The sequence below is a fragment of the Yoonia vestfoldensis DSM 16212 genome, assembly GCF_000382265.1.
Classification (GTDB): Bacteria; Pseudomonadota; Alphaproteobacteria; order Rhodobacterales; family Rhodobacteraceae; genus Yoonia; species Yoonia vestfoldensis.
On the sequence record NZ_KB907984.1, the window covers coordinates 125,772 to 139,411 of the forward strand.

Below are 13,640 nucleotides of genomic sequence, written 5' to 3' on the forward strand. Positions count from 1 at the left end.
GTTTGGTGTTGTGATTGGTCAATCCGGACCTCTTGGGATAGGAATGTGACGAGTGACGACCGAAGGTCCCGGGGGGGTGCGACGTGATAAGAAACCTGTGGATGACGACCGCCTTTGTTTTGGGGGCCGGTGCGGCCACAGCGCAGGACGTGCGGCTTGTCGCAGAGACAGCGCGCGACGCGCTCAGCAGCGCGTCGCTTTTGCGCGCGCTTGACGATACCGCCGCCCCGCAGGATTACGTCGCCGCAGCACGGGCGGATTATCGCCGGTTGCTGACAGCACTTTACGCCGAGGGGTATTACAGCGGCACCGTCTCGATCACGATCGACGGGGCCGAGGCGGCAGGTGTCGCGCCATTGGCGGCACCCTCGACGATCGGCGAAGTCGTCATCACCGTCAACGCCGGACCACGGTTCACCTTTGGCGATGTCGCCATTTCCCCCCTGCCGCCCGACGCGGACGTGCCCTCCGATCTGGGGCCGCGCGAACCGGCGCGTTCGGGGCTGATCAGGACGGCCGCAACGCAAAGCCTGCGGAGCTGGCGCGACCTCGGCTATCCGCTTGCGCGGGTCGATAGCCAGCAGATCATCGCCCGCCACCCCGACGAAAAGCTTGACGTCACTATTGGTCTGAACCCCGGCCCGCAGCTACGGTTCGGCGAACTGGACGTGACCGGCAATCGCCGGGTCCGCACCGAAAGGGTCCGCGCCATCGCTGGGTTGCCGATTGGCGAAATCTATTCGCCCGATGCCATTGCCGCCGCCCAACAGCGCCTGCGGCGGACGGGGACTTTCAACAGCGTCGCGCTGACGACCGCGGATGTGGCCGGTCCCGGCGACACGATCGGGGTACGCGCGCAGTTGGACGAGGCAAAGCGGCGGCGCATCGGCTTTGGGCTGGAGCTTGATTCCATCGAAGGGCTTACGGTGTCGACGTTCTGGCTGCACCGCAATCTGTTCGGCGGGGCGGAACGGTTCCGCGCCGAAGCGGTGGTGTCGAATATCAATGGTGAAACCGGCGGGACCGATTATGCCCTGCGCGGCAGCTTCGGCAGGCCAGCCACCTTTGGCCCGGATACCGATTTCTACGTCAGCGCCGAAATTTCGCGTCAGGACGAAGACGCCTTTCTGGTCGATTCCTTCGAGATCGAAACAGGTCTGATCCGGTATCTGAGCGATGACTTGACCGTGCAGGGCGGCATTGGCGTGCTGACGGCACGGGAAGATACCGCGCTGGGCGAGCGTGACTATACGCTGTTGATCCTGCCGCTGCGCGCCACACTCGACCGGCGCAACGACGCGTCCAACGCAAGCTCTGGCTATTATCTGGACGCACGTGTGACGCCTTTTGTCGGTCTCGATGGCGATCTGACCGGCGCGCGGCTGTACGGGGACGCACGGATCTATCGATCGTTCGGCGAGGCCAAGGGGTTCACCCTTGCCGCCCGGGGTTTGATTGGCAGCCTTGCAGGTGCCGAAATCGGCGAGGCGCCGGCGGATTTCCTTTATTTCTCGGGTGGGGGCGGCACAGTCCGGGGCCAACCCTATCAATCGCTGGGCATTGAAACGATGGTCGGCATGGACACCGTCACGACAGGTGGCACGTCCTTTCTGGGTGCGCAGTTGGAAGCGCGCTATGCGATCCGTGACAATATCTCGGTGGTCGGATTCTATGACACCGGGTTCATCGGCGATACCGCCGTGCCGGGCGAAAGCGCTGAATGGCACGCGGGCGCGGGAATCGGTGTGCGCTACAACACCGGCATCGGCCCGATCCGGCTTGACATCGGCACACCGGCCAGCGGCGATGACGCGGTCGAAAGCGTGCAGGTTTACATCGGAATAGGACAAGCGTTTTGAGAATATTCTGCCTGCTTTTACTGCTGCTTCTGCCCGTTTCGTTGCTTGCGCAGGCGGGGGATGACGACCGTGGCTATCTGACCCGACTGATCGAAGACAATCTGTCCGGCGAGGATCGCACGGTCACGATCACCGGCTTTCAGGGTGCGCTCAGTTCCCAAGCGCGGATCGCGCAGATGACCATTGCAGATGCAGATGGCGTCTGGCTGACGCTCGAGGATATGGTGCTGCAATGGAGCAGGGCCTCGCTTTTGCGCGGTGCGATCAACGTGCAGCAGTTGCGCGCCGGTCGTGTGATCCTGTCGCGCGCCCCCGCGGGCGGTGACACCGGACCGTCCCCGGAAGCGCAGCCGTTTTCCTTGCCGGAATTGCCGGTCAGCGTGTCCATCGGCGTGCTGGAAATCGAACGGATCGAAATCGACGAGTCGTTTCTTGGCGAACCTGTCGTGGCGAGCGTGGACGGGGCCGCCGAACTTTCCGGTGGAGAAGGTGCCGCGAATGTTCTGATCACCCGACTGGACGGCAATCAGGGGTCATTTCAGATAAACGGCAGCTATTCCAACACAACGAACGTGCTGGCGCTGTTGCTTGACCTTGAGGAAGGGCCTGACGGGATCGCCGCGCGCCTCCTTGATCTGCCGGGGCGCCCGGCGGTCAAGCTGACCGTCGCAGGCGATGCGCCGCTTGATGATTTTGCCGCCACGCTTGCGCTGGCCACCGATGGGCAGGATCGTCTGACCGGTGATTTCGCGCTGACCACGGTCGACGAACGGCAACAGGTGCGGCTCGATGTCGGTGGCGATATCTCGGCCCTGTTCGCGGAAGAGTATCAGGACTTTTTCGGAACCGACGCGCGACTGCAGGTCGCGTTCAACCGCGCCGCCGACGGGAGCATCGACATTCCGCAGATCGCCCTGGATGCGGGACGGGCGCGTCTGGACGGCACCATCCGCATCGGGCCGCAAGGCTGGCCTGAGGCGATCAGCATCAACGGCGGGATCACACCTGCCGACGATGCCCCGGTGCTGTTGCCTTTGGCGGGGCCGCGCACCTTCGTCGATGACGTGACGCTCGAGGTGGAATATGACGCCGCCGTTTCCGATGCATGGACGATGGATATGACCGTCAACGGGCTGGACCGTCCCGGACTGGCGATCGACCGGCTGGCCCTGCGCGGTGGCGGCATCCTGCAATCGGGCGAAGGTGATCAGGTCGGGCGTGTGACAGCCAACCTAACCTATGGTGCGCAAGGTATGCGGCTTGACGATACCGGTGCTTCGCAGGCTTTGGGGGATGCCGTGACCGGCACGCTGTTGATCGAGCGCACGGAAGGCACCAACATCGAGATCCGTCGCTTGTCGCTGTCGGGGGCAGGCTTGTCCTTGCTGGCGCGGGCCGACATTGCAGGGGCAAGCGAAGGCTTTCAGACCGATGCCAGCGTCACGCTCGATGTTGTCGGGCTGGAGCGGTTTTCCACCTTGGTGGGCCAGGATCTGGGCGGTGGCGCCATGTTCGACATTGCCGCCGACCTGACCCCGCTGGACGGTCTCTTCGACATTGACCTGACCGGGACAGCGACCGACCTGCGGGTGGGGGTCTCACAGGCGGATGCTGTGCTGGCCGGCGAAGGCAGCATTGCCGCGAACCTTGTCCGTGACACCGCGGGGACACGGCTGGAAAGCCTGCGCCTTGCGACCAACGCGGCCGAAATCACGGCCGCCGCCAACCTGACAAGCGCCGGATCGGTCGCCGACATCGCGGCAAGTCTGCGTGACGTATCGCTGGTTCTGCCCGACCTTGACGGGGCTGCGACGGTGACAGGACAGGTCACGATGTCAACCGCCGGCCAGATCGCGTTCACATTGTCCGGCGATGCGCCTGCCGCGACCTACAGCACCTCGGGCACAATGGTGCCGGTGCCCGAGGATGGGCAGACGATCAACATTGACCTGACCGCCGATGTGACTGATCTGTCCCGCTATGCCGCGTTAGCGGACCGTCCCTTGGCCGGGGCTGCGGCGCTCACACTGCGAGGGGTCTTGCTGAGCGATGGATCACGGTTCACGCTGGATATCGCGGGCGATACACTGGACCTCGTCATCGGCATCGACCAACTTGATCCGCTGCTGGCGGGGCCGGGCGAAATCGCCGCGCAGATCGCGCGCCCCGATCCGGATGCTGTTCAGATATCCGGTCTGTCAGTGCAGACCGATGCGATTGACCTTCAGGGCGATGCAGATCTGCGTCTGGACGGGCCGGTCACCGCCGGGCTTGCGTTGCGGATCACAGATGCGGGCCTGATCGATCCGTCGCTGACCGGACCGCTGAGCCTGACATTGGATGCCTCGCCCACTGCGGAAGGCGACACCGCCGCGCGATTGCGGATCGCCGGACCGGACACCGATCTGGCGCTTGATGCGGTCATTGCGGGGCGTGACGCCGATTATGCCGCCACGGGCGATCTGACCGCGCAGGTGGCCGACCTGTCGACCTATGCGGACCTGATCGGACAGCCGTTGCGGGGCAGCGTTGATGTGACGGCGGCAGGGTCGCTTGTGCCGGACCTCAGCATGTTTGACGTTCAGCTTAACCTGCGCAGCGCGGGTCTTGGCATCGGGAACCCGACGGTGGATGCGCTGCTGGCCGGGACGGGCCGGATCAACGCAGATATCGGGTTGGCCGACGAGGTGCTGGTGGTGCGCACCCTCGAGGTTTCGACGCCGCAGGTGTCGTTCGTCGGGGCGTTGAACAGCAATGGCGGTAACCGGCAGGGGCGGTTCAACGCCAGTCTGCGCGATGTCGGTCTGTTGACCGACCAGATCAGCGGTCCTGTCCGTGCGAACGGCAGCGCGTCCCTTGATGCAATGGGCAATTGGGGTGTCGACGCCACCGGAACCGGGCCTGGCGGACTGACAGCGCAGGTGCGGGGCAGCGTCGCGCAATCGGGTGCGCTTGATCTTGCGATCACCGGGGCGGCGCCCTTGGCGCTGGCCAATACCGCGATCGAGCCGCGCCGCCTGAGCGGCACCGCGAATTTCGACCTGCGCGCCGCTGGTGCGCCGGGACTTGATGCCCTTAGCGGACAGGTGACCTTCGCCAACGGCCGGCTGGCCGCACCGACATTGGGGCAGGCGTTGAGCGGGATCACAGGGGCCGTCCGGCTGGGCAATGGGACGGCGCAGCTTGATCTGCGCGCGGGTGTCGAAGGCGGTGGCAGTCTGGCGGTCAGCGGCCCGATCGCACTTGGCGATGGCAATGCCGCTGATGTGGCGATCCGGCTGAATGAGGTCGTGCTGCAAGACCCCGAACTTTACCGGACTACGGTCGGCGGGACGATCACCTTGGTGGGGCCATTGCAGGGCGGGGCGCGGATCGACGGACAACTTGCCTTGGGTCAGACCGATGTACAGGTGCCATCATCAAGCATCAGCCCCTTGGGGGCTTTGCCCGATGTGGTCCATCTGCGCCCCAGCCGCGAGGTGACGACTACCTTGGCGCGGGCCGGGCTGCTTGCGAACGGGGCAGAGGCCAATGGCGGCGGAGCCGCTGCGCGACGCGCATTTCCGCTCAATATCGTGATCGACGCGCCGTCGCGGATATTCATCCGGGGGCGCGGGCTTGATGCGGAACTGGGCGGGCGGTTGACCATCGGAGGTACAAGCGCCAATGTCATCCCTGTCGGGCGGTTCGATCTGCTGCGCGGGCGCATCGACATTCTCCAACAACGCTTTGATCTGACCGAAGGCAGTGCGTCCCTGCAAGGGGACTTCGAACCCTACATCCGGCTGGTTGCCTCGACGACAAGTGCGACAGGGACGCAGGTCAGCATCGTCGTCGAAGGTCCAGCCAGCGAGCCGGAGGTGACGTTCGAATCGGTGCCTGACCTGCCGCAGGACGAGGTGCTGGCGCAGCTGATCTTTGGCCGCGACCTGCAAAGCATCAGTCCGTTGCAGGCCGTGCAACTGGCGGGCGCGATCAGCACGCTGGCGGGCGGCGGGGGCGGGGCCGTCGACAGGTTGCGCCAGAACCTGGGTCTGGACGATTTCGATGTGACCACCGACGAACAAGGCAACGCCGCCGTGCGCGCAGGGCGCTATCTGTCGGAAAACGTCTATACGGACGTGACCGTCAGCAGCGACGGTGGCACGGAGATCAATCTCAATCTTGATATTACGGATGAAATCGTGGCCAAGGGCGGTGTCGATCAGGACGGCGGGACAAGCGTCGGTGTCTTTTTCGAACGCGATTACTAGGCATCGTGCGCCCCTGTCGGGGTAGCCGTGCGATTGTGAACAACGCCGGGACTGGCCAGTCAGCCGCGCAGGCCTTACGTGTTGGGCATACCAACACTGGATCACCGATGCCTGATGAACTTTCCCTGATCAGCCGTGACAAACTGCCGGATGCCTTGCAGGTGCTTTTGGCTGAATATCCGCGCGACGCGTGGGAAAACGATCCCGGTTTCGACGGGCTGATCCGGTTCTGGCTGGATCGGCACCTGATGTTCCGGCGCCTGATGACCGAAATGGGCAGCGTCACCAACATGCTGCTGGACCGCAAACTGGCGCCAGACCAGTTTGCCGCGAACCTGTCGCGCTATGGTGGCATGTTCGTGAACGGCCTGCACGAGCATCATACGATCGAGGACAGCTATTACTTTCCCAAGCTGATGCAAAAGGACAAGCGGATCAGCAAAGGTTTCGACATCCTCGACGCCGACCATCACGCACTGGATGAATTTCTCGCGTCTTTCGTCAAAAGCGCCAATGGCGTTCTTCGGGCGACGGGGCCGCGCAATGCCTTGCAGGACAGCGCCGGGGCATTCCAGTCAGAACTGACACGGCTGGAGAAACTGCTCAACCGTCATCTGGTGGACGAAGAAGAACTCGTCGTGCCGGTGCTTTTGCGTTACGGCAGCCGCGATCTGGGCTGATCATTGCAACCGGAACGCCGCTGACCTGCCTGCCCCCTGATCCACGGTAAAGCGGATGAGATCGTTGTTGATCTCGACCAACTGGCAATTGTACGGGATCAGATCACCGCCCCAGTACAATTCGCGGCAGAAATACCCCTCCTGCCAGCTCCAGGTGCCTTCGATGCCCCAGCCGATCGCGCTGCCTTTGACCTCACCCGTGTCAAGCACCTCAAGGGTGATGCCGTAGAAGCGATGGCGCAATTCCTTGCCCTCGACCAGTGACAGGAATGTTTCCTCTTCCATCACCGGGACGTAATTCGCAACTGCCGCGCCAGCAGGCAGCGACAGGCCAAGCGCAAGAGCAAAAGTCTTCATGATCAACCTCTGGTTCGTTCGTTGCTTTTACGCACGGATGCTGTCGTCGGTTCACTTTCGTCTCGGCGCGCCGGAACAGTCTCGCGCGGTGGCCGTCGCATGCGGCAGGGCGCGCCTGGCAAAGCCCTGCCCGAAGGTCATCGGCGGTATCCTTTTTGTGCGTACTTGCGGCATGGGCCAGTCGTTCGCACATTGATTTCAACGTCGGACACAGGGACGGTAAGGCCCTGTTTTCCTTCTTCCTGGAGCGGATACTCATGGAACTTCTTTACGGCATGGACCCTTTGTGCGGCTGGTGTTACGGCATCGGCCCCGCGATCCGGCGTGTGGTTGCCGACCAACCCGGATTGACGGTGCGCCCCGTTCTTGCGGGCCCTGTCACCGGCCCGCGCGTCGGCCCCTATGCCGAAATGGAAGGGTATATCCGCGAGGCCAGCCAGCGGTTGCAGGCCGTGACGGGCCGCGCCCCGTCAGAGGCGTTTTTCGACATGATCCGCCGCCCCGGCGTGCAGGGCGATTCCGCGCCGCCCAGCGTGGCGATAAGTGCTGTCCGGCAGGCGCATCCCGACCAAGTGCTTGATTTCGCGTTGCGTGTGACGGATGCCCATTTCAGCATCGGCGCTGATCTCAATGATCCGGCCAGCTATCACGCGATCCTTGGAGAGATGGGGCTGGCGCTGGACCTGCCCGACCTGCAGGACATCCGTGTGGCGCAGGCCGAATGGCAGGCAGGCCGCGCGCTGGGGCTGGCGTCGTTTCCGTCGCTCTGGCTGGTGCAGGACGGCGTGCCTGTGCCGCTGGCTGTCGATTATGATCCTGCGCGGCTGTCGGACGCTGTGGCGCACCGCCTTTGACCGAAGGCGGTCAAAGCCCCAGCACATCCATCATGTCATAACTGCCCGGCGCCTTGGTCTGCCCCCAAAGCGCCGCCTTCAGCGCGCCGCGCGCGAATATTGCGCGGTCGGTCGCCAGATGGCGCAGCACGATCCGTTCACCGGCGGCGGCAAAAATCACGTCATGTTCGCCCACGATGTCACCGCCGCGGATGGCTGAAAACCCGATATCGCCGCGCTGCCTTACGCCGGTCATGCCGTCGCGGCCTGCGTCGCGGACATCGGCCAAAGTCACACCACGCCCTGCGGCAGCGGCTTCGCCCAGCATCAGTGCTGTGCCGGAGGGGGCATCGACCTTTTTGTTGTGATGCGCTTCGACGATCTCGATATCGAAATCGGGGTCGAGGGCTTCGGCAACCTTCTGTGTCAGCTTGACCAGAAGGTTGACGCCGAGCGACATGTTCCCCGCCCGCACTACCACTGCATGCCGTGCGGCGGCGTCGATGGACTTGATGTCATCATCAGACAGGCCCGTTGTGCCGATCACATGCACGGCGCGCGCCTGTGCGGCAAGGGCCGCGAAAGCAACAGTCGCGGCCGGTGCGGTAAAATCGATCACGGCCTGCGCGCGGGCGAAAGCCTCCAACGGGTCATCGGTGACGGCGATACCGACCGGCTGGCCACCCGTCGCACTGCCGATATCCTTCCCGATCCAGTCGTGGCCTTCCCGTTCCAGCACACCGGCGAGATGGCATTTGTCGGACGCGAGCACCGCCTTGACCAGCATCCGGCCCATGCGCCCCGATCCGCCTGTGATCACGATTCCCGGTGTGTCGGTCATGTCCGCCCCTCATTTCTGCGTGCCCCGTCTTAGCGGCGCTTTGCCCCCGACGCAAAGCCTTGCTTGGCATTGCCGCCCACAGTGATTAAATGCAGTGCATGGCAAAGAATACACAACGCGATGGCAAGGCCCCGACGCAGCGCATGTTGCGCGTGGGCGAGATGATCCGGCGGACCCTGTCCGAAATCCTGCAACGCGGCGAGGTGCACGACCCCGACCTTGCGCGCATGTCGATTACCGTGGGCGAGGTGCGGATGTCGCCCGATCTGCGGATCGCGACGGCGTTCATCCTGCCCTTGGGCGGGATCGGCAAGGAAGAGGCGCTCGATGCGCTGCGTCGCAATCGTCACGAGGTCCGGCATCTGGTGGTCAAGGGTGGCACGATGAAATTCGCGCCTGAACTGCGGTTCCAGCTTGATGGGACGTTCGACCAGATGGACGCGACCCGCGCCCTGCTGGCCGACGATCACGTCAGGCAGGATCTGGACGAGTGAGGCTTGCGCTTGCGTTGCTTTTCGCGTGGCTCGCATTGCCTGCGGCAGCCGTGACCTGCGAGAACGTCACATATCAAGGCAAAAGCTACTCGACCTGCACGGTCGATCCTGCGACAGAGCAGTTGCGTCTGTTTCTCAAGGACGGCGACAGCATCCTTGGCAGTTTCAGCGCCATTGAAGGTCTGCCCGGCGTCACTGCCCTGCCTTTCGCGATGAACGCGGGCATGTATCACGCCGACCGCGCGCCCGTGGGACACTACGTCGAAAACGGGGTCGAGGTGATGCGTGTCATTCCCAACGCCGGCCCCGGCAATTTCGGCCTGCTGCCCAATGGTGTGTTCTGCATTACCGACGACAGCGCCCGCGTGATCGAAACGCTGCGTTATGTCGAAGAAGCCCCTGTCTGCCGGGATGCGACGCAATCAGGACCGATGCTGGTGATCGACGGGGAGTTGCATCCGCGCTTTCTACCGGACGGCACCTCGCGTTTCCTGCGCAATGGTGTCGGCACGACCGAAGCGGGGGATCGCGCGGTTTTCGTCATCTCCAACGATGCGGTCAGTTTCCACGAATTCGGCAGCTTTTTCCGCGACTACCTGCAACTGTCCAACGCGCTCTATTTCGATGGCAAGGTGTCACGGCTGCATGCGCCCGCACTCGGCCGGTCGGATTTCGGCGTTCAGATGGGGCCGATCGTGGGTGTGGTCGAATAGGCCAGGGCGATGATCCGGTCTACGTCCGCGCTGGTGGGCAGCGACGGCACATTCGAAACGGCGATCCAGCCTGCATCCGACACGTCATAGGCGGCAATGGGCGTACCACGTACATAGTCGCAGAGCACGGCCGCCAGCAGGAAATGAAACTGTAGTGCCCCGCCCTGATCACGCAGGATGATATCGAGATTGGTCAGATACCGGACAGGCCGCGCCTGCACGCCCGTCTCCTCGAACAGTTCACGCGCGGCGGCGGCAAGCGCCGTTTCGCCCGGCTCCACATGCCCGCCCGGAAAACCCCAAAGACCTGCGTCGGGCGGGTTCTTGCGTTGCACCAGCAGGACCTTGTCCTGATGCAATACAACGGCAATGGCCCCCAGACGGGGCAGGGCGGTGCTGGCGGCTTTTTCCATTCCGACAGCCTAGGCGTGCATCGCGGGATGTGAAAGCGTCATTGCCCCTTGGCGTTGGATGTGTTTGCACACATATATAGCCAAGCCCGTTGAAGGAGACCGCCATGCTGGAACTGAACGCCAAACCCGATACGCCTGTCGATGTGATCAAGGACGGCACGGATGCAAGCTTCCCTCAGGACGTGATCGCGGCCTCGCAGGATGTGCCGGTCATCGTGGATTTCTGGGCGCCATGGTGCGGTCCGTGCAAGACGCTTGGCCCCGCCATCGAAGCGGCGGTGACCAAGGCGGGCGGGCGTGTCAAGCTGGTCAAGATCGACGTCGATCAGAACCCCGGCTATGCGGGCCAGTTGCGCGTGCAGTCGATCCCGACCGTTTACGCGTTTTATCAGGGGCGACCCGTGGACGGGTTTCAGGGTGCCTTGCCTCCGTCCGAGATCAACGCCTTTGTGGACAAGATCGCCGCATTGGCCGGTGAACCCGACAATGGGCTGTCCGACGCGATCGAGGCCGCCGAACAGATGCTGACAGAAGGTGCAGTGCCCGATGCCGCCGAAACCTTTGCCGCGATCCTGCAGGAAGACCCTGCCAACGCCCGTGCCTATGCCGGCCTGGTGCGCTGCTATCTGGCACTTGACGATATCGATCAGGCCGAGGCGATCCTGAACGGTGCGCCCGCCGAAATCTCGACCGATCCGGCGCTGGAAGCCCTGCACGCCCAGATCACCCTGCTGCGCGAGGCGGCGAATGCCGGACCTGTCGGCGATTTGCAGGCGCAGGTCGATGCCGACCCCGCCAACCATCAGGCGCGGTTCGATCTGGCCGTGGCGCTGCATGCGACGGGACAGGTAGAGCAAGCTGTAAACGAACTGCTTGAACTGTTCCGGCGTGACCGCGACTGGAACGACGGTGCCGCAAAAACGCAGTTGTTCAAGATATTCGACGCCCGCGATGCCAAGGACCCGATCGTGCTGACCGGGCGGCGCAAACTGTCGTCGATGATATTTGCCTGATCCAGAAGGCGGGCTATTTCATGCCAATGATATCATCAACTGATCTGCCGGACACCATTCCGGTGTTCCCCCTGCCCGGCGCGCTGCTTTTGCCGCGTTCGCGCTTGCCGCTGCACCTGTTCGAGCCGCGCTATCTGGCGATGCTTGACGACGTGATGAAAACATCCTCGCGGCTGATCGGGATGGTGCAACCCTATGACGCCCCCGGTGAGGCAGGGAAACTGCACAGCATCGGATGCGCGGGCAAGCTGACGGCGTTTTCCGAAACCGAGGACGGGCGCTATATGCTCACCCTGTCGGGCGCGTCGCGTTTCCGCATCGTCGAGGAGGTCGAGGGGTTTACCCCCTACCGTCGCTGCAAGGTGAACTGGAACGGGTTTTCGCGCGATCTGGGACCGGTGGAAAAAGACCCAGATTTCAACCGCGACAGCTTCATGAAGGCGCTGAACCGCTTTCTGGTGGACCGCGGCCTGTCGACCGACTGGGACTCGCTCAGCGAGGCCGAGGATGAACTGCTCATCAACTCGCTGTCGATGCTCTGTCCCTTCACGCCCGAGGATAAACAGGCCCTGCTGGAAGCCCCGTCGCTGTCCACACGTCGCGAAACCCTGCTGACGCTGATGGAATATTCCCTGCGCGGCGGCAACGGAGAAGGTGTCATGCAATGACTGAGGCCGGTTTCGACCCCAAGATGCTCGAGGCGCTCGTCTGCCCCATCACCCACGCGACCCTGCGCTACGACGCCGAGCGGCAGGAACTGGTCAGCGAGAATGCACATCTGGCCTTCCCGATCAGGAACGGGATTCCGGTGATGCTGGTGGACGAGGCGCGTCAGGTGGAGTGAGGGGCTGGGGGGTGGGTTTTTTACCTATTCACCACCTAAAGTAGAACACCCGAAGGCCGCTTAAGTCTCGCTTGCGACATGTTGCCTAGCCAACGAAGTCTTAGGGCCGGACAAATCCCGCAGGATTGCGTGCAATGATATCTTCAAAGATATGCCGGACAATTTCCGGGGCGCTTTCGCAAATCTGATTGCCAATGATGCCGACACGGACAACGACTGCTTGATTGACGAGCGCCTCGACGCCCGTTCCGTCCACCCGCTCCAATCCTATAACGCGTTCTGTGTTGATGGCGATAAAGGCACCCCAGACTGTGCCGTTTTCTCGATTTGGCTCGGCAAAGCTTAAACCTGCATTTTTTGCTTCGTCGATAACGCTTGGCGACGAAGAAATTTCGACGTACAGTTTACAGCCATCAACGTTCAAGTTTGCGGCTGCGCTAGGGCTTGCTATCATCAGCTCGAGGGCTGTCTGGCCCAGCACTTCTGGCGAGGAGGGTAGCCAAATCTCTCGTGTTGCACCTTGCGGCGCTGGGATAAAATCAGCAAGCAGGCGCGACTGCGATTCAAGGAGCTCAATGAGATGGGTTATAGCTGCTGCATAGGATGAAGCTTTGGTCGCCACAGGATTAGGATCAGAGTTCAATATGCTTTCCACGAAGGCGTCGATAACAGCGTAACCATTAGCGTTGGCCGCCTCGGAACGATTTCCATCAGCGTGCAGCGCTACCACTCCAGCGGCGCATCCCGTTAGATCCCCAGAACTCCTGACGATTTTCCAGCCGCCGTCCTCGAAGAAGCGGAACCGGTCAGGTCCAAGAGTGCCGTCCTCAATACGTTGCCGATCGCTGTCAATAGAATGGCAGAATACTTCAGCCGCCGACGAATCCAGCATAAGTGTGAGGCTCATGGACTGCTCGTCATGCGCGCAGTTGAAGTGTACGACTGCAATTGAGTCGACCGCGTTGACCCTTTGATGCATTTCCTCTTGATGGCAGTTCCAGTCAGGCACAAAAGGCACCAGAGCAACTAGGCCAATCTCTAGCTCGCGTGCTTTCGCCGCGGCCTCGGTTTGAGGTGCTCCCCATTCCCTGGACAGGATCTGACGCTTTTTAAGCTCTGATTTGCTCCTGCTGATCGGGTTGCGTTGCTTCGATTTGCAGTGAGTAGACCACTGCTGGTGGTCGGCCGCCAAGGGCTTTGTGCGGGCGGCGGTGATTGTAGAACTCCATCCAATTGCGGACACCGGCGCGTGCCTGCGATCCGGTGTCCCAGGCGTGCAGATAGACGCACTCGTATTTCAAAGTGCGCCACAGACGTTCGATGAAGATGTTGTCCAAATA

15 protein-coding genes are annotated in these 13,640 nt (G+C 62.6%); 10 read left to right on the top strand and 5 right to left on the bottom strand.

The window, feature by feature from the left end; translation table 11 throughout:
* Window positions 1–101 precede the first annotated feature (101 nt).
* The 3 genes from H147_RS0113410 (at window position 102) to H147_RS0113420 (ending at window position 6,792) form a co-directional block, all read left to right on the top strand.
* Complete coding sequence (locus tag H147_RS0113410) at window positions 102–1,859, top strand: autotransporter assembly complex protein TamA (protein ID WP_019955891.1); 1,758 nt, start codon at window positions 102–104, stop codon at window positions 1,857–1,859.
* Window positions 1,856–6,112 (top strand): translocation/assembly module TamB domain-containing protein, encoded by a 4,257-nt coding sequence (locus H147_RS0113415; RefSeq protein ID WP_026352517.1) that lies wholly within the window; start codon window positions 1,856–1,858, stop codon window positions 6,110–6,112. The genes H147_RS0113410 and H147_RS0113415 overlap by 4 nt, the downstream gene beginning before the upstream one ends.
* A 107-nt stretch (window positions 6,113–6,219) precedes the next feature.
* Window positions 6,220–6,792, top strand: coding sequence for a hemerythrin domain-containing protein (locus H147_RS0113420; RefSeq protein WP_019955893.1), 573 nt, complete (start codon window positions 6,220–6,222; stop codon window positions 6,790–6,792).
* On the opposite strand, the gene H147_RS0113425 is transcribed toward H147_RS0113420, so the two are convergent.
* Complete coding sequence (locus tag H147_RS0113425) at window positions 6,793–7,149, bottom strand: hypothetical protein (protein WP_019955894.1); 357 nt, start codon at window positions 7,147–7,149, stop codon at window positions 6,793–6,795. It abuts the gene before it with no gap.
* Between H147_RS0113425 and H147_RS21030 the strand changes: the two genes are divergently transcribed.
* Together H147_RS21030 and H147_RS0113430 are read left to right on the top strand one after the other, a co-directional pair.
* On the top strand, window positions 7,148–7,345 hold the full coding sequence (locus tag H147_RS21030; protein ID WP_162561672.1) for a hypothetical protein: 198 nt from the start codon (window positions 7,148–7,150) through the stop codon (window positions 7,343–7,345). The two genes, H147_RS0113425 and H147_RS21030, sit on opposite strands and share 2 nt — an antisense overlap.
* Window positions 7,346–7,406: 61 nt before the next feature.
* The gene (locus tag H147_RS0113430; protein WP_019955895.1) at window positions 7,407–8,003 is read left to right on the top strand and encodes a thioredoxin domain-containing protein; all 597 of its coding nucleotides are present in this window, start codon (window positions 7,407–7,409) and stop codon (window positions 8,001–8,003) included.
* 10 nt (window positions 8,004–8,013) lie between these two features.
* On the opposite strand, the gene dapB is transcribed toward H147_RS0113430, so the two are convergent.
* Window positions 8,014–8,823, bottom strand: coding sequence for a 4-hydroxy-tetrahydrodipicolinate reductase (gene dapB / locus H147_RS0113435; protein ID WP_019955896.1), 810 nt, complete (start codon window positions 8,821–8,823; stop codon window positions 8,014–8,016).
* Between the two features lie 98 nt (window positions 8,824–8,921).
* On the opposite strand from dapB, the gene rbfA reads away from it, so the two are divergent.
* Together rbfA and H147_RS0113445 are read left to right on the top strand one after the other, a co-directional pair.
* Window positions 8,922–9,317 carry a 30S ribosome-binding factor RbfA gene (rbfA, locus tag H147_RS0113440; protein ID WP_019955897.1) on the top strand — a complete coding sequence of 132 codons (396 nt, stop codon included), beginning with the start codon at window positions 8,922–8,924 and terminating at the stop codon, window positions 9,315–9,317.
* Window positions 9,314–10,030 (top strand): phosphodiester glycosidase family protein, encoded by a 717-nt coding sequence (locus H147_RS0113445; RefSeq protein ID WP_019955898.1) that lies wholly within the window; start codon window positions 9,314–9,316, stop codon window positions 10,028–10,030. Before rbfA ends, H147_RS0113445 begins: the two co-directional genes overlap by 4 nt.
* Here the strand turns inward: H147_RS0113445 and H147_RS0113450 are convergent.
* Window positions 9,997–10,443, bottom strand: a complete 447-nt coding sequence (locus H147_RS0113450; RefSeq protein ID WP_019955899.1) for an NUDIX hydrolase — start codon at window positions 10,441–10,443, stop codon at window positions 9,997–9,999. The two genes, H147_RS0113445 and H147_RS0113450, sit on opposite strands and share 34 nt — an antisense overlap.
* A gap of 104 nt (window positions 10,444–10,547) precedes the next feature.
* Between H147_RS0113450 and H147_RS0113455 the strand changes: the two genes are divergently transcribed.
* The 3 genes from H147_RS0113455 to H147_RS0113465 are packed head-to-tail and all read left to right on the top strand — an operon-like array spanning window position 10,548 to window position 12,300.
* Window positions 10,548–11,456 carry a thioredoxin family protein gene (locus tag H147_RS0113455; protein WP_026352518.1) on the top strand — a complete coding sequence of 303 codons (909 nt, stop codon included), beginning with the start codon at window positions 10,548–10,550 and terminating at the stop codon, window positions 11,454–11,456.
* A 26-nt stretch (window positions 11,457–11,482) separates the two neighbouring features.
* Window positions 11,483–12,124 (top strand): LON peptidase substrate-binding domain-containing protein, encoded by a 642-nt coding sequence (locus H147_RS0113460; RefSeq protein WP_019955901.1) that lies wholly within the window; start codon window positions 11,483–11,485, stop codon window positions 12,122–12,124.
* On the top strand, window positions 12,121–12,300 hold the full coding sequence (locus H147_RS0113465; protein WP_019955902.1) for a Trm112 family protein: 180 nt from the start codon (window positions 12,121–12,123) through the stop codon (window positions 12,298–12,300). The genes H147_RS0113460 and H147_RS0113465 overlap by 4 nt, the downstream gene beginning before the upstream one ends.
* A 100-nt stretch (window positions 12,301–12,400) precedes the next feature.
* Here the strand turns inward: H147_RS0113465 and H147_RS0113470 are convergent, their stop codons facing one another.
* Window positions 12,401–13,207 carry a hypothetical protein gene (locus H147_RS0113470; RefSeq protein WP_162561673.1) on the bottom strand — a complete coding sequence of 269 codons (807 nt, stop codon included), beginning with the start codon at window positions 13,205–13,207 and terminating at the stop codon, window positions 12,401–12,403.
* A gap of 202 nt (window positions 13,208–13,409) precedes the next feature.
* Window positions 13,410–13,640: integrase core domain-containing protein (locus H147_RS19730; RefSeq protein ID WP_019955904.1), on the bottom strand; the 231-nt coding region annotated here is incomplete at its 5' end.

Excerpts from the sequence above, each read along its gene's own strand:
- H147_RS0113460 (WP_019955901.1), top strand. The coding sequence starts at position 11,483 with ATGATATCATCAACTGATCTGCCGGACACCATTCCGGTGTTCCCCCTG.
- dapB (WP_019955896.1), bottom strand. The coding sequence starts at position 8,823 with ATGACCGACACACCGGGAATCGTGATCACAGGCGGATCGGGGCGCATG.
- H147_RS0113465 (WP_019955902.1), top strand. The coding sequence starts at position 12,121 with ATGACTGAGGCCGGTTTCGACCCCAAGATGCTCGAGGCGCTCGTCTGC.
- rbfA (WP_019955897.1), top strand. The coding sequence starts at position 8,922 with ATGGCAAAGAATACACAACGCGATGGCAAGGCCCCGACGCAGCGCATG.
- H147_RS0113430 (WP_019955895.1), top strand. The coding sequence starts at position 7,407 with ATGGAACTTCTTTACGGCATGGACCCTTTGTGCGGCTGGTGTTACGGC.
- H147_RS0113420 (WP_019955893.1), top strand. The coding sequence starts at position 6,220 with ATGCCTGATGAACTTTCCCTGATCAGCCGTGACAAACTGCCGGATGCC.
- H147_RS0113425 (WP_019955894.1), bottom strand. The coding sequence starts at position 7,149 with ATGAAGACTTTTGCTCTTGCGCTTGGCCTGTCGCTGCCTGCTGGCGCG.
- H147_RS0113410 (WP_019955891.1), top strand. The coding sequence starts at position 102 with ATGACGACCGCCTTTGTTTTGGGGGCCGGTGCGGCCACAGCGCAGGAC.
- H147_RS0113450 (WP_019955899.1), bottom strand. The coding sequence starts at position 10,443 with ATGGAAAAAGCCGCCAGCACCGCCCTGCCCCGTCTGGGGGCCATTGCC.
- H147_RS21030 (WP_162561672.1), top strand. The coding sequence starts at position 7,148 with ATGATCAACCTCTGGTTCGTTCGTTGCTTTTACGCACGGATGCTGTCG.
- H147_RS0113455 (WP_026352518.1), top strand. The coding sequence starts at position 10,548 with ATGCTGGAACTGAACGCCAAACCCGATACGCCTGTCGATGTGATCAAG.
- H147_RS0113470 (WP_162561673.1), bottom strand. The coding sequence starts at position 13,207 with ATGAGCCTCACACTTATGCTGGATTCGTCGGCGGCTGAAGTATTCTGC.